Annotated in this window: 14 protein-coding genes and 1 pseudogene; 9 read left to right on the forward strand and 6 right to left on the reverse strand. The window is 60.3% G+C overall.

Going from position 1 to position 18596, the window contains the following annotated elements:
• Positions 1-17: 17 nt before the first annotated feature.
• The 5 genes from QA645_RS06710 to QA645_RS06730 all read right to left on the reverse strand — a co-directional run bounded on the left by QA645_RS06710 (position 18) and on the right by QA645_RS06730 (position 5385).
• Positions 18-1241: a CoA transferase gene (locus QA645_RS06710; protein ID WP_283049063.1), complete on the reverse strand. Its 1224-nt coding sequence runs from the start codon at positions 1239-1241 to the stop codon at positions 18-20.
• 29 nt (positions 1242-1270) lie between these two features.
• Complete coding sequence (locus tag QA645_RS06715; RefSeq protein ID WP_283049064.1) at positions 1271-2122, reverse strand: enoyl-CoA hydratase-related protein; 852 nt, start codon at positions 2120-2122, stop codon at positions 1271-1273.
• A 57-nt stretch (positions 2123-2179) separates the two neighbouring features.
• The gene (locus QA645_RS06720) at positions 2180-3382 is read right to left on the reverse strand and encodes an acyl-CoA dehydrogenase family protein (protein ID WP_283049066.1); all 1203 of its coding nucleotides are present in this window, start codon (positions 3380-3382) and stop codon (positions 2180-2182) included.
• Positions 3383-3469: 87 nt separating this feature from the next.
• A complete protein-coding gene (locus QA645_RS06725) occupies positions 3470-4447 on the reverse strand; it encodes a 3-hydroxyacyl-CoA dehydrogenase NAD-binding domain-containing protein (protein WP_283049068.1) in 978 nt (325 codons plus the stop codon).
• Between the two features lie 23 nt (positions 4448-4470).
• Positions 4471-5385 carry a 3-hydroxyacyl-CoA dehydrogenase gene (locus tag QA645_RS06730; protein WP_283049070.1) on the reverse strand — a complete coding sequence of 305 codons (915 nt, stop codon included), beginning with the start codon at positions 5383-5385 and terminating at the stop codon, positions 4471-4473.
• Positions 5386-5671: 286 nt separating this feature from the next.
• On the opposite strand from QA645_RS06730, the pseudogene QA645_RS06735 reads away from it, so the two are divergent.
• Positions 5672-11564 (forward strand): annotated as a pseudogene (locus QA645_RS06735) (AAA family ATPase).
• On the opposite strand, the gene QA645_RS06740 reads toward QA645_RS06735, so the two are convergent.
• Positions 11546-11953, reverse strand: a complete 408-nt coding sequence (locus QA645_RS06740; RefSeq protein WP_283049072.1) for a response regulator — start codon at positions 11951-11953, stop codon at positions 11546-11548. The pseudogene QA645_RS06735 and the gene QA645_RS06740 overlap by 19 nt on opposite strands.
• A 571-nt stretch (positions 11954-12524) precedes the next feature.
• Here QA645_RS06740 and QA645_RS06745 point away from each other — a divergent pair.
• The 8 genes from QA645_RS06745 to QA645_RS06780 all read left to right on the forward strand — a co-directional run bounded on the left by QA645_RS06745 (position 12525) and on the right by QA645_RS06780 (position 18589).
• On the forward strand, positions 12525-12740 hold the full coding sequence (locus QA645_RS06745) for a hypothetical protein (RefSeq protein ID WP_283049074.1): 216 nt from the start codon (positions 12525-12527) through the stop codon (positions 12738-12740).
• 235 nt (positions 12741-12975) lie between these two features.
• Positions 12976-13611, forward strand: coding sequence for a response regulator (locus QA645_RS06750; RefSeq protein ID WP_283049076.1), 636 nt, complete (start codon positions 12976-12978; stop codon positions 13609-13611).
• A gap of 217 nt (positions 13612-13828) precedes the next feature.
• Positions 13829-14239 (forward strand): transcriptional regulator, encoded by a 411-nt coding sequence (locus tag QA645_RS06755; RefSeq protein WP_283049078.1) that lies wholly within the window; start codon positions 13829-13831, stop codon positions 14237-14239.
• A 34-nt stretch (positions 14240-14273) separates the two neighbouring features.
• Positions 14274-16214 carry an FUSC family protein gene (locus QA645_RS06760; RefSeq protein WP_283049079.1) on the forward strand — a complete coding sequence of 647 codons (1941 nt, stop codon included), beginning with the start codon at positions 14274-14276 and terminating at the stop codon, positions 16212-16214.
• Complete coding sequence (locus QA645_RS06765) at positions 16214-16417, forward strand: DUF1656 domain-containing protein (RefSeq protein WP_283049081.1); 204 nt, start codon at positions 16214-16216, stop codon at positions 16415-16417. The genes QA645_RS06760 and QA645_RS06765 overlap by 1 nt, the downstream gene beginning before the upstream one ends.
• 11 nt (positions 16418-16428) lie before the next feature.
• Positions 16429-17628: an HlyD family secretion protein gene (locus QA645_RS06770; protein WP_283049083.1), complete on the forward strand. Its 1200-nt coding sequence runs from the start codon at positions 16429-16431 to the stop codon at positions 17626-17628.
• A 236-nt stretch (positions 17629-17864) separates the two neighbouring features.
• Positions 17865-18173, forward strand: a complete 309-nt coding sequence (locus QA645_RS06775) for a hypothetical protein (RefSeq protein WP_283049085.1) — start codon at positions 17865-17867, stop codon at positions 18171-18173.
• A 182-nt stretch (positions 18174-18355) separates the two neighbouring features.
• The gene (locus QA645_RS06780) at positions 18356-18589 is read left to right on the forward strand and encodes a hypothetical protein (protein WP_283049087.1); all 234 of its coding nucleotides are present in this window, start codon (positions 18356-18358) and stop codon (positions 18587-18589) included.
• Positions 18590-18596 lie beyond the last annotated feature (7 nt).

Here is an 18596-nt window from a genome sequence, read left to right on the forward strand (position 1 = left end):
GTCGTCGTCGCAACTTTTCAGGCGTGTTCCTTGACCTTCGGTACAGCGCCGGTTGCTCGCAGGTCCTCGATGCCATCAGCATCAAATCCCAGGTCACCGAGGATCTGCTCGGTGTGCTCGCCGAGGTCGGGCGCACGCCGGGCCGGCACCTTGGCGACACCGTGCAGCTGAATTGGGCTGCTAATCGTGGAGGTGAGCTTGCCGCCGGCGCCTTCGAGCGGAACGACGATGTCGTTTGCCGCCAACTGCGGATCGTTGATCACCTCTTGCGGCCCGCGCACGGCGCCGAACGTGACGTTCACGCCGCTGAGAACCTCATTCCAATGCTCCATCGGTCGCGCGGAGAAAGTCTCGTCGAGAATGGCCGTGAGCTCCGGCATGTTCGCTGTCAGCTTTGCGGGATCGGAAAACCGCGGATCGGTCAGGAGATCCGACCGGCCGATCGCCTTCGTCACGGCTGCCAGCCTGTCGGGCGCGACGACCAGAACGAACCAGGTGCCGTCGGAGGCGCGGTACACGTTGAGCGCCGCATTGGCCGGATGCTTGCGATCATGCAGCCCGTAGAAACTCGCGCCGGACAATGCGGCCTGGATCGAAACGCTCGCCGACCAGACACCCGTGGCGAGCAGTGAGGTCGTGACATACGTTCCCTTGCCGGTTCGCTCGCGACGGTAGAGCGCGGTGACGATCGCCGAATAAATTCCAACCGCGGTCGCGTTGTCGCCGCTACCGGCCACCGGCCAGGTTGGCGGTGCGCCGGCATCGCGCGTCATCGACAGCAGGCCGCTGCGCGCCCAGTACGCCGTGAGATCGAAGCCAGGCAGCGCGGAATCGGGCCCTTGTTCGCCGAAGCCAGTAAGATCCGCGTAGATCAGCTTCGGGTTCCATTGTGCGACGTCGGCGTATTCGAGCTTCAGTTTCTTGCGAGCGGGATGCGGTGTATTGACGATGAAGACGTCGGCCCACCTGACCAACTGCTCGACGACCTGCTGCGCGCTGGCCGACTTCAGATCGAGCGTGATGCTGCGCTTGTTGCGGTTGGCGAGATGCCACTGATAGGGATCATCTGAAGCCGGCTGCGGTGGGATCTTGTGCCCATGTCTCCAGGGGTCGCCGCTCGGTGGTTCGACTTTGATGACGTCGGCGCCGAAATCCGACAGCATGACCGCCGCGCCGGGCCCCGCGATGAAGCTCGCGAAGTCAACCACCTTCAGTCCAGAGAAAATGTTGTCGCTTGGCATTGGATCTCTCCTAAATCGTCGTGCTTGCTTCACCGCCCCAGGAACTTGGGGGCGCGCTTCTCGAGGAAGGCGGACGTGCCTTCCTTCTTGTCCTCCGTCCCGGCGCACAGGCCGAAATAGGAGGCTTCCAGCGCAAAGCCTTGGCTCTGGCTCGTGTCCATTCCCTTGTTCACCGCCTCGAGCGAGAGCTTGACAGCGATAGGAGCGTTCGACGCGATCATCTTCAAAATGGCTTCCGCGCGCGGGACGAGGTCGGCTGCCGCGACGACTTCGTTGACGAGCCCGATGCGCCAGGCTTCCTCCGCGTTGATGATCTCGCCGGACAGAATGAGCTGAAGAGCGCGGCCCTTTCCGACCAGGCGCGGCAGGCGCTGCGTGCCGCCACCGCCGGGCAGCAATCCCAGCTTGACTTCGGGCTGGCCGAACTTCGCGTGCTCGACCGCGATGCGGATGGTGCAAGCCATTGCCGTTTCGCAGCCGCCGCCCAACGCAAAGCCGTTGATTGCCGCGATCACCGGTTTGCCGAGATTCTCGACGAGATCGAGCACCTCCTGGCCGGAACTGCTGGATCGTTCGGCGTCGATCGCACTCGCATGTGCGAGCTCGCTAATGTCGGCGCCGGCAATGAATGCCTTGTCGCCCGCGCCAGTGAGAATGACGCCGCGCACGGCGTCGTCGTCCTGTGCATGCTCGAAGGCCGTCCGCAGATCCTTCCATGTCGGCGTGTTCAGGGCGTTGAGCACCTTGGGCCGGTTGACGGTCACATAGGCGATCGCGCCCCGCTTCTCGTACAGGACGTTTGCGAGCGTCAGCACGGCTGCCAATGAATCGGCAGGCACTGCTGGGGGCGGAGGTGGCAGCGTGATTGTTGTCGATGACATGTTGATCTCTCTTTCCAGTTCGCGACCCGGCGCAGAGCGCGGCGGCTCGCTTGAGGTTCAGATGAAGGCGCTGAACCCTGTGATCTCCTTCCCGACGATCAGGTGCTGCATCTGGTACGTGCCCTCGTAGGAATAGAGGGCCTCGGCATCCGCAAAGAACCGCGCCACGTTGTAGTCGACGAGGATGCCGTTGCCGCCGAGCAGCTCTCGCGCCCAGGTAACCGTCTCGCGTGTCTTGGACGTCGTGAACGCCTTCGCAAGCGCCGATTGCTGGTCTGTAAGCTTGCCTTCGTCCGCGAGCCGTGCGGTACGGGCCACCATGCATTGGCAGGCAGTGATGTTGCCGAGCATCTTCGCAAGCAAGTCCTGAATGATCTGGAACGAGCCGATTGGCTTTCCGAACTGCAGTCGTTCCTGTGCGTACTTGAGCGCATTCTCGTATGCACCCATCTGGCATCCCGTCGTTTCCCATCCCACAAGGTACCGCGTCCCACGCAGCACGCGCGCGGTGTCGCGGAAGGACTGGGTGCCGGCTCCAAGATGATTTGCCTCCGGAATCCTGCAGTCCTTCATCGTGATCTGGCCGTTCTGGACTACCTTGAGCGCAATCTTGTTCTCCATCTTCTCGACGGTGAAGCCGGGCGTGGTCTTGTTTTCGACGATGAAGCCCTTGACCTGGTTGTCGTCGACGTCGCGCGCCCAGATGATCGAGATATCGCACCAGGGCGCATTGCCGATCCACCGCTTCTGGCCGTTAAGGACCCAGGTGTCGCCCTCGCGTTTTGCCGTCGTGGTCAGGCCGCCACCCGCGCCGGAGCCGACCAGCGGCTCGGTCAGGCCGAAGCAGCCGATCTTCTCCATGCGGGCCATCGGCGGCAGCCACTTTTGCTTCTGTTCCTCCGTTCCAGCGATCGCGATCGAACCCATCGCGAGGCCGCTGTGGACACCGAAGAAGGTTGCGAACGAGGAGTCGACCCGCGCCATCTCCATCGCAACAAGACCGACCAGCAATTGATTCCCGCCGGCGCAGCCGTGTCCCTCGATGCCGACTCCGGCGAGGTTCAGCTCCTTGAATGCGGGCAGCAGCTCGAACGGAAAAGCGTCTTCGACCCAGTACTTGTTGATGATGGGCTGGACTTTGGACTCCATGAACGTGCGCACCTTGTGCAGAACCGCTCGTTCGTCTGCGTTCAGGGTATTCGCGAGGTGATAGAAATCGCTGTTCGGCGTCGGAAGCTGCTTCTGGGCTTTGGTAAGCATTCTGGGTCTCCTGTTGCTGTGGCCTGAAGGCCGGAAGAGAAGAGGCGGCGTCAGTTGCATGTCCGATCTCCGCGGTTGCGCTTTCGCTTATGCGACCGGCTCGATCGATTTGGTCTGGTTCGACTTTGCGACCTTGTTGCGCAGCTCGATCAGGCCGAGCAGGACTTCGTCGCGTTCTGCCTCCAGCTCCGCGATGGAGCGCGAGCCGACCTCCGCGTGGACGCCGTCGATGAGGTTCTGCTGCACTTCCGGCGTCAGCACGGGCGAGCCGAGAGTCTTCCACCAGGCCGTCATCGGCCCCGAGAATTGATGGAAGAAGTGCTCGATCCCACCCGGGCCACCGCCAAGGTGATTGAGCATCATGTTGCCCATGACGCCCCAGCGCAGGCCCGGGCCCCAGGAGAGGGCGGTGTCGACATCGGCCGCGCTCACCACGCCCTCGGCGACGAGATAGTAGACCTCGCGCGCCAGCGCGGACTGCAAGCGGTTGGCGACGTGGCCGGGCATCTCCTTCTTGACCCGCACGGTCTTCTGCCCGATCGACGTGTAGAATTCCTCCACGCGCTGGATTGTCGCTTCCGAGGTCTTGGCTCCGCCGACGATTTCGGTCAGCGGGATCAGGTGCGGCGGATTGAATGGATGGGCGATGACACAGCGCTCCGGATGGGTCTTGGCGCCTTTCTGGATTTCGCTCATGGTGAGCCCCGACGAACTCGATGCGATAACGACCTCGGGTGGCAGGAGATCATCGAGCTGCCCGTAGAGCTTTTGCTTGAAATCGATCCGCTCGGGCCCGTTCTCCTGGACGAGGTCGACGCCGGCAACCGCCTGCGCGAGATCGGCGGTGAACGTGACGTTCGACTGCGAGGCTCCCGGCGACAGGCCCAGTCGCTTGAGCGCTGGCCAGGCCGTCTCCACGAACTTGCGGAGCGAGGCTTCTGCGTTTGGCGCGGGGTCGGTCGCGACGACCTGCAGTCCCTTGGCGAGAAACAGCGAGGTCCAGCTCGCTCCAATCACGCCGGTCCCGATCATGGCGATGCGGCGAATGGGTTTATTGTTCGACATGGTTTGTTTCTCCTCCTCGATCTTCAGACTTCGGCGTAGGCAACGCCGGTGAGGTTGCCCTGGGCGTAAAGGAAGTTGCGCTCGTTCTTGCCATCGAGATCGGCGGAATAGATCGATCCCGCGAAGTCGGTGACGAACATCCGGTTGCCGGGGACATCAAGCGCGATGCCGATGGCCTCCATCAAATGCGTGACCACGATCTCCGGGGCAGCCTTTGTGTCGATCGGCACACGAGTGACGGTGTTGCCGCGCGGAGGATCGCCGCGGTCGGTCCAGTAGAGGATACGGTTCGCCAGATCGAGCTCGAGGTCGACGGGTTCCGGCAGATGATCGAAGAGCAGCTCGATGTCGGAGCGGTTCGTCGGGGTCTCGCCCTTCGGGATCTCGATGTTGGCGCGGAAGATGCGGCCCAGTCCGCCCTTCGTCGCGCCCTTTTGCGTCCAGTAGATTTTCTTGAACTTCGGATCGATAGTGATGCCGACGCACCAGCGGGTTTCATCGAGCTGGTCCTTGTCGCCGCGGCCGCGTTCGACCAGCGTTTCGACCTGGGAGCCGTCGAGGTTCGCGCGCATCACGCGCATGCCCTCGCGGTCGCACCAATAGAGCTTGCCGTTCTCCTTATCGAGGTGCATCTGCTTCGGCGTGTGGGTGACGCCTTGCGGGATGATGACCTTGCGGTTGCCGCCATCGAGGTCGGCGCGCTCGATCGAGCCGTCGTTGAGAGGAGGAACGCCCATGTTGGTCCAGTAGATGTGACCAGCCTCGACATCCACGGCGATGCCGTCGGGGAGGCGGCAATCGGTGACGATGGTCTTGCGGTCGGAACCGTCGGGATTCATCGCGTGGATGCGGTCCCCGCTCAGTTCGAGAACGAATAGCCTGGCGGAGCGGGTGACGCCCGATGCGGCCCTCGATTTGGTTGCTTCCAGTGTCGTCATGGTCTTTCCTTCGGAGTTACAGTTGCCTTGTCTCGAATTGCCTTGGTTGACCTCTATTTGACCCACGTGTGTCATCGTCGCGAGTAAAGCCCGGCAAATCGCGCCAAATGGCTGCTAAGAAGAGGGCCGGTTCGGCGCATTTCGGATCATGCAGGATCAACGGACGGCTGGCATTTTTCAGCCGATTGGATACGATTTCTGCAGACCCGAGAAAGGCAGGACCTTTGTGCACCTAATGCGGTGCTTTGCCTGACCGTTTCGGGGCCCGGATGCCGGAGTCTGACAGATGGTGCCGCATTCGCAGGACGTCGCGTACTCAGAAGATGGCGCTCAGGTCTTATGGAGAGACAGCGAACGCGTCTTTCAACGCGGTTGGCGACTCGACGATGAGGGCAAACGGCGCCCCGTGCTGCTCGTTGTTCCTGCCGCCGATCGCGCGTCTCGTTCAACTCTTGAACACTTCAGGCACGAATACGAACTGAAGGACGAGCTCGACAGCGCGTGGGCGGTGCGGCCGCTGGAGCTCGTGCGCGACGCCAATCGAACCATGCTGGTGCTCGACAATGTGGATGGCGAGCCACTCGAGCGGTTGCTCGGTGTGCCGATGAAGGCGGGGCGCTTCCTGGGCCTCGCCATCGCGGTCACCTCGGCTGTCGGCAAACTTCACCAGCGCGGGCTCGTCCATAAGGATATCAAGCCGGCCAACATCCTGTTCAACGAGGCGACCGGTGAGGTGCTGCTGACGGGATTCGGCATCGCCACCCGCTTTGCGCGCGAGCGTCAGTCGCCGCATCCGCCAGAGATGATCGCCGGCACGCTCGCCTACATGGCGCCGGAACAGACCGGACGGATGAATCGGTCGATCGATTCAAGGAGTGACCTCTACGCGCTCGGCGTCACCTTCTATCAGTTGCTTACGGGTGCCTTGCCGTTTGTTGCCGCGGAGCCGATGGAATGGGTGCACTGCCATCTCGCCAAGCGGCCGGTGCCGCCGGCCGAACGGCTGAAGGAAATCCCCGGCGCCATTTCGGCGATCGTCATGAAGCTGCTCGCGAAGAGGGCCGAAGACCGCTATCAGACGGCGGGTGGCCTCGAAAGCGACCTTGGCAGCTGCCTGATCGCATGGGAGGCGCAGGGGCGGATCGACGAGTTTCCGCTCGGCGAACACGACACGCCTGACCGGCTGTTGATTTCCGAAAAGCTTTATGGGCGTCAACACGAGGTTGACACCTTGCTCGCTGCGTTCGATCGGGTCGTCAACGGTGGCGCCCCGGAATTGGTCCTGGTCTCCGGCTACTCCGGCGTGGGCAAATCCTCGGTCGTCAACGAGCTCCAGCCGGTGCTGGTACCGCCGCGCGGCCTGTTCGCTTCCGGCAAGTTCGATCAACTCAAACGCGATATTCCCTACGCAACGCTGGCACAGGCCTTTCAGGGCTTGATCCGTCCTCTACTCGGCGAGAGCGAAGCCGACCTTACACCCTGGCGCGACGCCTTGCGGGAAGCGCTGGGGCCGAACGCAGGGTTGATTGTGGATCTCGTTCCTGAAGTGAAGCTCATCATTGGAGAGCCGCCGCAGGTTCCCGAGCTTCCGCCACAGGACGCGCAACGGCGTTTTCAGCTGATGTTTCGGCAGTTCATCGGTGTCTTTGCTCGGCCTGAACATCCCCTGGCACTCTTCGTCGATGACTTGCAATGGATCGATGCAGCTACGCTCGACCTGTTGGAAGACCTGTTGAGCCGGCCCGATCTCCGCAATCTCCTCCTCATCGGCGCGTTCCGCAGCAATGAAGTCACAGCAACGCATCCGCTCACGCGCAAGCTGGAGGCGGTCCGTGCGACAGGAAGGGTACAGGACATCAAGCTGGCTCCGCTCACGGCCAAGGAGCTGGGAAACCTTGTCGCAGATTCGTTCCGCTGCGACGCAGAGGAGGCTCATCCCCTCGCAGAGCTGGTGGATGTAAAGACCGGCGGCAATCCGTTCTTCGTGATCGAGTTTCTTCACCTGCTCGCCAACGAGGGTCTCCTGGCCTTCGATCATGAGTGGGCGCAGTGGACGTGGGACCTCGGCGGCATAAATGCCAAACGATATGCGGACAACGTCGTGGAGCTCCTGGCAGGGAAGCTGACACGGCTGCCGCTCGACACGCAGGACGCGTTACGGCGGTTCGCTTGCCTCGGTAATGTTGCCGATGTCGCGGCGCTTTCGATCGTTCTGGGAACGTCGGAACAACAGGTGCACTCGGCTCTCTGGGAGGCCCGGCGTCAACAGTTGATCGACCGTCTTGGGCGGTCCTACAAGTTCATTCACGACCGCGTGCAGGAAGCTGCTTACGACCTGATCCCGGACAACGCGCGCGCCGAGGCACATTTGGCGATCGGCCGGCTGCTGCTGGCGCAGACCCCCCCGGGAGAAACGCGACGAAGAAATTTTTGAGATCGTCAATCAACTAAACCGCGGTATATCGCTGATCACTTCGCACGACGAGCGCGAACAACTCGCCGAGCTGAACCTGATCGCTGGCAAGCGCGCCAAAGCTTCCACGGCCTATGTTTCAGCATTGCGCTATCTTACTGCGGGCGCGGCAATTTTGCCAGACGATGCATCGGAGCGAAGGCCAGATCTCATGTTCGCGCTGGAGCTGCACCGAGCGGAATGTGAGTTTTTGACTGGCGAACTGGCCGCCGCGGAGGAGCGCCTGACGATGCTGGCATCCCACGCCGCAACGATCATCGATCAGGCGGCAATCGCCGGCTTGCGTATCGATCTTTATACGACGATGAGCCGGGTCGACCGTGCAGTCGAAGTCTGTCTCGGCTACCTCCGTTGTCTCGGTGTCGAGTGGTCGGCTCATCCGACGGCGGACGAGGCGCAAGGTGAATACGAGCGAATCTGGTCGCTGCTCGCAGGGCGCGAGATCGAGGCTCTCGTCGACTTGCCCATCATGAGCGAACCAGAGGCTCTGGCCTCCATGGATGTTCTGACGAAGGTCGCGGTCGCCGCAATGAATGTGGATTTGAATCTGTATGGCCTGGTGATGTGCCGGATGGTCAATCTGAGCCTTGAACGCGGCAACACCGATGCCTCCTGTGCCGCCTATGTCTGTGTGGGAGCGATTGCCGGAATGATTTTTGGCAACTACAAGGCCGGCTTTCGCCTCGGCCGGCTGGGATACGATCTGGTCGAACGGCGAGGGCTGAAGAGATTCCAGGCTCGGACATACCTGGATTTCGTCGTTCTCATCATCCCGTGGACCAAACATCTACGAACCGAGCGGGATTTGTACCGTCGAGCGTTCGAGGCCGCCAATAGCGTCGGCGATCTCACCTACGCGGGATACGCGTGCCATAACGTCAATCACAGGCTTCTGGCGATAGGTGATCCTCTCCCCGACGTGCAACGCGAAGCCGAGCACGGCCTGGAGTTCTCCCAAAAAGCCCGTTTCGTTGGCGTCGTTGACGTTATTGCGACGCAGCTTGCGCTCATCCGTAATCTTCGCGGCCTCACAGTGAGTTTCGGTAGCCTGAGCGACGCGCATTTCAATGAGGTTGAGTTCGAAGGCCGGGAGGTGCCCCCGATCGTGGCGTGTTGGTATTGGTTACGGAAGCTTCAAGCGCGCTTCTTTGCGGGCGACTATGCGGCGGCCGCCGGCGCATGGCTGAAGGTGCAAGAGCTGCTCTGGACATCGCCGTCCTTTTTCGAGGCGGCAGAAGCGTACTTCTATGGTGCGCTAAGCCACGCGGCGTCCTGCAATGGCGCATCGCCCAATGACCTCCAGCAGCACGTCCAGGCACTGAGTGCCCATTACCGAAGATTCGTGGAATGGGCAGATAACTGCCCGGAGAATTTCGAAAGCCGCGCCGCCATCATCGGCGCCGAAATCGCCCGAATCGAAGATCGGGAACTCGACGCGGAGCGCCTCTACGAAAAGGCGATCCGTTCTGCGCGCACGAACGACTTCGCGCAACTTGAAGCGCTTGCCTGCGAACTGGCCGCCCGCTTTTACGCGGCGCGCGGCCTCGAGGAGGTTGCGCATCACTACCTGGGAAACGCGCGGCGGGGTTATCTGCGATGGGGCGCTGGCGGAAAGGTGCGGCAACTCGACCAGCTACATCCGCGGCTAAGGCAGGACGAGCGCGCGCGGAGCCCAACGGGTACGATCGAGGCACCGGTCGAACATCTCGATCTCGCAACGATGATCGAAGTCTCGCAAGCGCTCTCTGGCGAAATAGTTCTGGAAAAGCTCGTCGACAAACTTATGCGCGCGGCCCTCAAGCACGCCGGCGCAGAACGAGGTCTCTTGATTGCCCCGCGAGGCGATGAGCTGCAGGCAGAAGCGGAAGCGACGGCCAGCGGAGAGGACGTATCCGTGCGTCTGCGGGACGGGCAACATAATGCAGCCGCGCTGCCGGAGTCGGTGGTTCGTTATTCAGCACGTACCCAGGAGACCGTTATTCTCGACGACGTATCATCTCAGAATGCGTTTTCTGCCGATCCCTATATCGTCCAGGGGCGCGTCGGTTCTATTCTCTGTTTACCGTTGATCAGTCAGGGAAAGCTCATCGGCATTCTCTACCTAGAGAACAACTTATCACCGAACGTTTTCACACCTGACCGCGTCGTTCTGTTGAAGGTGCTTGCATCGCAAGCAGCAATCTCGCTTGAAAATTCGCGGCTCTATCACGACCTTGCAGATCGCGAAAGCAAGATTCGTCGTTTGGTCGACGCCAACATCATCGGGATATTCATTGGCGACCGCGAACGTCGGATTCTTGAAGCCAATGACGCGTTTCTACATATCATCGGATATGACCGTGAGGATCTGGTTTCGGGTCGCTTGCGCTTGGCCGATCTGAGCCCGCCGGAGTGGGGTGAGCTCGACAAGGGTATCTGGGCCGAACTGACTTCCACCGGAATCATTCAGCCTTTCGAGAGGGAGTACCTTAGGAAGGACGGCAGCCGCGTTCCTGTGCTTGTTGGTGCTGCGCTCCTCAACGAAGGCGGGAGCGAGGGCGTCGCGTTCGTGCTCGACTTGACTGAGCGCAAGCGCGCGGAAGAGGCGCTGCGTGAAAGTGAACGAAGTTTGCGCTCGGCCATTGATGGGATACCTGGTCTAGTTGCGATTCTAGCCCCAAATGGTGAGCTCGAAGCCGTCAATCGCCAAATCCTTGAATATGGCGGACAGTCGCTGGAGGAGTTGAGGAATTGGGCAACGAACGGGACGATACATCCCGACGATCTTCCCAATGTCGCCGAAGTCTTCACAAAATCGATCGCCGCCGAGATTCCCTACCATATTGAACAACGCATTCGACGCTTCGACGGTGAATATCGCTGGTTTGATAACCGCGGCATCCCGCTTCGCGATGACTCTGGACGTATTACCCGTTGGTATGTCCTCCTGACGGACATCGAGGATCGCACACAAGCGCTGGCGCAATTGCAGCAGATGCAATCGGATTTTGCCCACATGAACCGCGTAAGCATAATGGGAGAGTTGGCAGCCTCGCTCTCTCACGAGATCGCGCAACCGATCGCCAGTGCCCGTAACAACGCCCGGGCGGCCCAGAATTTTCTAAAGATGCAGCCGCCGAACCTGGGTGAGGTCAGGGAAGCGCTCTCCTGTCTGGTTGCGGACGCAGATCGATCAGGAGAAATCATTGATCGTATCCGGGAGCAAATCAAGAAGGCGCCGCCGCGAAAGGAGCGCTTTGATTTCAACGCGGCAATCAATGAAGTGATTGGATTGGCGCAAAGCGCGACGTTCCGGAATGGCGTTTCGGTCCGAATCCAGCTAGCGAAGGGACTGCGTCCGGTTTTGGGGGATCGCGTCCAGCTGCAACAAGTCTTGTTGAACCTGGTTCTCAACGCAATTGAAGCAATGGCTTCGGTTGAGGAGGGGGCGAGAGAGCTGTTGATCTGCACCGAGCAGGACCAGGCGGGCGTCCTCGTGGCGGTGCGCGATTCCGGGCCGGGCATCGATCCGCTGCATCTCGATCGGGTCTTCGACGCCTTCTACACGACGAAGTCCAGTGGAACAGGCATGGGGTTGTCGATTTGCCGCTCCATCATCCATGCTCATGGGGGTAAGCTGTGGGCGGGAGCAAATAATCCTGGCGGTGCCGCATTTCGGTTCACCTTGCCCGATCTCGAAAAAGGAGCTCACGGCTCTTCTTCATGAGGGCCAGCCGACCTGAGGGCTTCGCGGACACACTGCGTAAGATGCTCGTCATCCACCGGCTTGCCCAGGTAACATGCGACCCCGTCATTCAGGGCGCGAGCCCGGTCGGCATCATTGGGAAACGCGGTCACGAGGATCGTCGGAATCACCTGGCCCGTGTCGATGAGGCGTCGGTAGAGTTCGAGCCCCGTCATGGCCGGCATCTGGATGTCGGCGATTAGGCAGGCTGTTTCGGCGAGGCGCGGGGAGGTAAGAAATTCGGCTGCAGACGAGAAAACGTCGGCTGTATGGCCCAGCGATCTCAAGAGCCTGCACAAGGACTCGCGACAAGACCGATCATCATCGACGACCGAAACCAGTATCTTTCTCGTCATGCCGCCTTTGGTCATTCGGTGGACCCGTCGTTTGGGCAGCCAACTATGCCGACGCTCTGCATGGAATTGCCCGATCTGGGCGAGAATGCCACCAGTGCAATGCCCATGCCCCATAAACTTTGGCTTATCTTGACGACAACTGCGAAGCTGGACGGATAGGGCTTGCGATCGAGAATTTCGGCTGATCGAACGGGGCGCCGGGATCGCATCGGGCGACCTTAGGACTAGGTCCGGGTGCCATAAGCCTTGGTATCGTCATCTTGCCCCCTTTGGATGCCCGATGTCGACCTGTGCTCAATTGAGCTCTTGGTGACCGTCCTCCTAGTCTGCATGCGTACGAAGTTCGCACAGGCCAAGAGGAGAGGACAATGTCTTATCGCTCGGAAAGTCGCGGCTCTGACAAGGCCACGCGATGCGCAGTCTGTGATGGCAAGTTTGGGCTCGTTCGACATTATTCGTGGCGAACGCCGCTTTGCTCAAGGAGGTGCGTCGATCGTCTCAAGGCGCGCCGTCAAAGTGACCGTAACTGGATGAGCTGGCTCCAAATCGCCATCGACCAGTCGCCCGTGACCCGCGCGAGGGAGTCATGACTCTTCAGATCTCGCAACGAGGCAAGGAATATCTGAAGACTGCGCAGACCTTGCTCCGTTCCGCCAAGACCATGACTGACCAGGCGATTGCGGGGCAGCTCAAGGCGCTTGCCGACGACTACGAGCGCCGAGCTGAAAAGGCCTCGCGTGATGATGCAGCCAGGGCGTTGGCTCGGTCAGCTGCCGGCCCGGAACAGGAGTGGCTCGTGTGAGCCGATGGATAGGCTCGCTCAGCGGCTATCAGGCGGACGGTAGATCGAACTTCAGCCAAAATTCGGCCCGCACCTCCGATAGGCACGGACAGTGTCGGCACATAAACTTTGGCGTACCCCGCGCGCGTGCTCTTAGGAAAAATGGGGCTGTTCAGATTTCAGGATTAGGACTAGAAATGCGCGATCTGGCCGCACGCACAGGCTGATTTTCGCGATCTTTTTCTGAGCAGCAGCGATGTCTGACGCAACCTCCACGGTGTTGGTCATCGACGACGATCCGGATCTCCGCGCTTCGGTCGGGCGTCTGTTGCGGTCGCTCGGTATCAATGTTCAGCTATTTGCCTCCATTTCCGACTTCCTCAAATCCGATCCTCCGAACTGCCCTACTTGCCTGGTGCTCGATATCAGGCTACCCGGCCAGAGCGGCCTCGATCTCCAGTGCGAGCTCGCCGCAGCAAACAGGGAGATCCCGATCATCTTCATCACCGGGCATGGGGACATTCCAATGTCCGTGCAAGCGATGAAGAGAGGTGCCATCGAGTTCCTGACCAAACCGTTTCGCGATCAGGATCTCCTCGACGCCATTCAGCTCGGTCTCTCTCGCGACCGTACACGGCGGGAAAATGACAAGGACCTGGCCGTTCTCAGGGAGCGTTTCGGGTCACTAAGTCCCAGGGAGCGCGAGATCGTAACTCAGGTTGCCCGCGGTCGCCTGAGCAAACAGATTGCCCATGAGATCGGCATCGCTGAGGCCACTGTGAAAGTGCATCGCAGCAGGGCAATGCAGAAGATGCAGGCCGGCTCGCTTCCCGAACTCGGCCGGATGGCCGACAAGCTCAAGCTGGTGCCTGGCACGCCGCGACGTTCCTAGGCTGCCAATTTGGTGGAATCCTTCACCTGCACGGCAGGCGCGCCCAATTTCTTGCGGCAATCTGCAGGGCGCCGTGTAAATTTGAGTTTAGCTAATACAGCTAAATTCGCCGTGACGCGCCACCCGCGTGCAATAGCCCACCGCACTCCAAGCCGTCAGATTACGCCTCACAAGCATCTTTGCAGGGATTAGCTCTCCCAACGCACGCGAGGTGATAATGCGCGCATCAGGATCGACCGCAACTTTCGGAGGCTTGGCGCAATTTGATCCCGAACCGGAGCTTGACCAGAAGCGTCCCGTTCACGCCAAAGTGTTGTTCGGACCGTTCTGCCTCCTTCCGACGCAGTTTCTATTGCGGGAAGGCGACAGGCCCGTGCCTCTTGGAAGCCGGGCTCTGGAAATTCTGATCGCTTTGCTTGAACGCCGCGGTGAGCTGGTCAGCAACCAGGACTTGATGGCTCGGGTGTGGCCCAACGTCTTTGTCGAGCCTGCCAACCTCACGGTCCATATTTCTGCGCTGCGTCGCGCGTTGCGCGATGGCCGTGACGGGCATCGGTTCATCGTCAACATTCCCGGACGTGGCTATTGCTTCGTTGCTTCAGTGGATGTCGCGGGACACGAGAATTGAGGGCTAGTGGCGAACTATCCGCCGAGGTATCACCGTGGTCGCGACAACATCAGAGCAGCCGCTCACTGTAGCGAATATCCCCCTCAGCTCCTGGAGCTTCGCCATCCGGGTTTGGCTGGCCATGCTCTTGGCCTTGCTCGTGAGTTTTTGGCTGCAGCTTGAGGCGCCGGCGTCGGCGGCGGTCACTGTTGGAATTCTTGCCGAACCGACCCGCGGTCAGGCACTGGAGAAGGCGGGCTTTCGGTTGCTCGGCACTATTGTGGGCGTGGCCGCATCAATCGCAGTCACTGAGCTCTTCTCCCAGGAGAGAGATCTGATCCTCGCTGCATTTGCGGTATGGATCGGTATTTGCGTCTTTGCGGCGAACCTTCTGGACGGCTATCGGGCCTATGCCGCAGTCCTGTCTGGCTACACTGTCGCACTTATTGCGACACAGCAGATCGACACTCCGCAGCACGTGTTCGAATCCGGTCTGGCGCGTGGTGCCGCGATCTCGGTCGGCATTCTGTCGATGGCGGTTGTAAATACGTTCATGTATACCCCCGACCGTCATCCGCGACTCCTGGTGCAACTCACGGCGATTCGTCGCCGCGTTCGCGAGTATGCGAGCGCGGCCTTCCGCGGCGAACAAGGCAGCTCGACTACATTCCTGGCGCTGCTTCGGGAAATCGTGGCGCTCCGGCCTGAGATCGCAAGCGTGGCTCTTGAGACGAGCAGCGGATCCGTTAGGAGCATCGCTGCTCGCAGCGCGGCGGTCGGATTGGTTGCTGAATTACAGACCGCCCGGATCTTGAACGTTGGTCCTGTTGAGGCCGATAACATTGCTTGCAATCAGGCAAGGCCTGCATTCGTACGAGCCGGCGATTCCGGTTTGCCGGTGCAGCGGCTGCTGGAACTCGTGGCGGGACAGAGACCTGTACGTGACGTTGAGACCGAAGCGTCGGCCTGGGCAGCCAGGCAATTGCTGCTTCGGGATGAGGAGGTTCGCCAGGATCTGTTAGCCCTGAGGTCGGCGCGATGGCCACTGCGGGCGTGGCGCGCGCCCTTGTATCGATCCTACAGAACTGCAGCTGAAAGCGGAGTCCGTGCGGCTATTTGGTTTGCAATCGCCGCGACGTTCTACATTTGGGCTGGATGGCCCGCTGCGAGCGTTTCGCTGTCCTTTGTCGCGCTGATTATCGGATTGGGGGCCACAACACCGAGCCCGCGCGGCTTCACCACCATCACGCTTATTGGTACGCCGATCGCGGCTGTACTGACCGGTATTCTCGAGTTCATCATCCTCAATGGCGCCGACGCCTTTCCTGTGTTGGCGGTCGCCATGGCTCCGTTTACGATCGGCGCAGCCGCTCTGATGAGGTCACAAAGCCTTTTGTGGTCATCACTCGGTCGCGTCAATCTGCTGTTCGTCCCGGTTCTCCTGGCGCCGAGCAATCCGCAGACCTACAATCCGCAGAGCTTCCTCTTCACCTCTCTATTTCTTGTGGCGGCAGCGGCGCTGTTGCTTGCCGCACAGACGTTAATTCCTCCCGTGTCCGATGACGAGCGCAGCAAGCGGCTGCTCCTGGAGGCACGTAGCGAGCTGCAGGAACCAGCCCATCAGACTAATGAGGCTTCAGAAGAAGCAACGTTCAGGGACGCCTCGCGAATTGGACAATTTCTTTCCGTCGGAGGAGCGCAAGACGGTCGCGCCCTGGCAGAAATGCTCTCCTGCTTCGACCAATCGGTGATGGTCCGGCTTTGCGAGGAAAAGCTGAAGTCGCTCGCCGATGAGCCACTTGCATCGCTGGCAGACGAAGCGCGCCTGGCGATCGTCAATCGGGATACGGCGATCCTGCGCACCATTGCGCACCGGTTGCGTGACGGGGCCACACAGAAAACCTCGATTGAGGCCGATCTTGCCGCGTGCCTGATCCTGACAAGCAGGATCCTCGACCGGGGTAGCGGCATCGATTTCTCTCAGGAGGTAATCTAATGGGGCACACCTTTGCGGAGCTGGTGGTCGAAGGCGTCCTGTTCGCGCCGTTTGTAGCCTATTTGGTGGCAGCTCTTGTCCTCATCGTTGTCCTGCGACCGCTTTTGCATGTCGTCGGCTTTGCGAAGATGTTCAGTCACGCCTCAGTTGCTGAGTTCAGTCTGTACGTGGCCATTCTGAGCTTGTTGGTGCTCTTGTTCTGAAGGAGGTGGCCATGGATGCGGCCGTTCATGATGAGGCTGTTCGGCAAGACGTGATGCAGGCAGCCGTCACGAAATCTTCGCCGAGTGTCGATGGCGCATCGGCTAGCCGAGCCAGTGAGCTCGACGACGTCGCGCAAACGGTGTCGGAAGGATATTCAAACGAAGAACCGATTGTCTCGTCCGCCGGAAAGCAGGTGGTGCGGCGTCGAGGCGACGCCTTGCGAACCGTGCGGTTTCTGTTGCGCAAAGTGGCTACAGCCGGGATCGTAGTGGTTGCGGTTCTGATAGCTCTCGTCACTTGGGACCACTATAACGCCGGGCCCTGGACACGCGACGGGCGTGTGCGAGTTCAAGTTGCAAGTGTGGCGCCGCAGATTTCCGGTCAGATCACTGAGCTGCGAATTGTCGACAACCAGTTCGTGCACAAAGGCGACCTTCTGTATGTCATCGATCCCTTTGATTTTGACGTCGCACTGCGGACGAACAAGGCGATCTTGCAGCAAAGGATGGCGGACCTCAACGTAAAGGATCTGCAGTCCGAACGTCGGCGCCGCTTGTCGGATCTGGCGAGCAGCACCGAAGAGAAGCAAATCTATGAGGGAAACGCGCTGCAGGCAAAAGCCGCCGTCGATTCGGCTCAGCAGCAGGTACGGCAGGCGGAGATCAATCTGCAGCGCACTGAAGTGCGCAGTCCGGTGAATGGAATTGTCACCAACCTTCTGCTGCGAGAGGGAGACTACGCACATCAGGGCGCCACCAATGTTTCGGTCATCGATACAGATAGCTATTGGATCGACGGGTATTTCGAGGAGACCAAACTGGCCCGCTTGTGCATGGGTGACCGAGCCGAGGCAAAACTGATGGGCTACCCGGCGCCGATCACGGGGCGCATAGCAACAGTGACGCGTGGCGTCAGCGTATCCAACGCGGCTGCGTCCACGCAGGGGTTGCCCAACGTCGATCCCGTCTACACCTGGGTGCGCTTGGCGCAGAGAGTGCCAGTCCGGATCGCAATCGACAACGTGCCACCCGGCGTGCCGCTGGTGTCGGGTTTGACCGCAACTGTCACGATTCGCGACGGCAAGAACGGCGAGAGTGGAGGGCTCTTGCAAAGAGTCCTTGCCGATCTGGAGACCAGCTTCTTCGGATTGATCGGCAAAGCTTCGCCGCGGCCCGGCTGTATTCCTGGCCCTTCGCCTCCGCAGCGGTAGGAAGCAATTATCAGCTGGAAGGACAGACCACTGCGTCCGTCGCCAACTGAGCTTGGTGCCATCAACTGGCCAAGAGGGCGGTGGTCCTGTCGCATCCGGAACCGTCGCTCGCTTTTCTAAGCCAAGGCTTATGTGGCGCAACCACAGTCGTACTCAGAACGACTGGCGTGCAATAGAAGATAGACACGTAGAACTGTAACTCTCCTCGCAACAACTCGCTTTATGGAGTTCGCCTCGTGAGGAGAATCGCTGTTCTCATCGCATTTGCCGCGATTAACGCATCTACGATTCCCGCGAGTGCCGCGGAGTGCCCCTCAAACAAGGGCATTGGCGGCTCTTGCGCGTCGTTGGCGACGGTACAGAGCCAGCCAGCTAACGCCATTGACAAGGAGAAAACTTGTCGCGCCTACGCCGCCTCATTCTATGAGTCAGTGGTGCTGCGGCGCGCCGCTGCTGACCGCGTTGACGGCGCGCAAGTGTTGGTGGCGCTCGATTCCGTGATCAATGCCTTCAACGACCTGCTGGCGACGAAGTGCGGCGGCTAGGCCGCACAAGCCTCAACAAATTGCAACCTCTGAGGTGCGCAGATGATCCTATCTCCTCTCATGCCACCTGGATGTGGTTCAAAATCTTCATGGTATCACCGCTTCCGGCTTTCGTGCCGCGCTGTCTAGGAGAGCAGAAACGCTGATCGCGTGGCTATCTGCCTATCTTGAGGAGGCTCGACATGACCCAGGTCTATTTCCACTGCTCCAACACGAGGAAGGTTTTCGTCGATTACCGCGGCGCGGTGGTGGACGATCTTGCTGAGGCGCGCGATCATGCGTCCCGTGTCGTGCAATCCTTCACCAACGAGCGTAGCCTCGAGGATTGGCGTGACTGGGTCCTACATGTCAGCGACGATCAGGGCGATGAGCTCTTCGTTGTGCCCTTCACTTTCGTGCTGGGGAAGCCCCACTGAAGATTGT

The sequence above is a fragment of the Bradyrhizobium sp. CIAT3101 genome (assembly GCF_029714945.1).
In the GTDB taxonomy this organism is placed as follows: Bacteria; Pseudomonadota; Alphaproteobacteria; order Rhizobiales; family Xanthobacteraceae; genus Bradyrhizobium.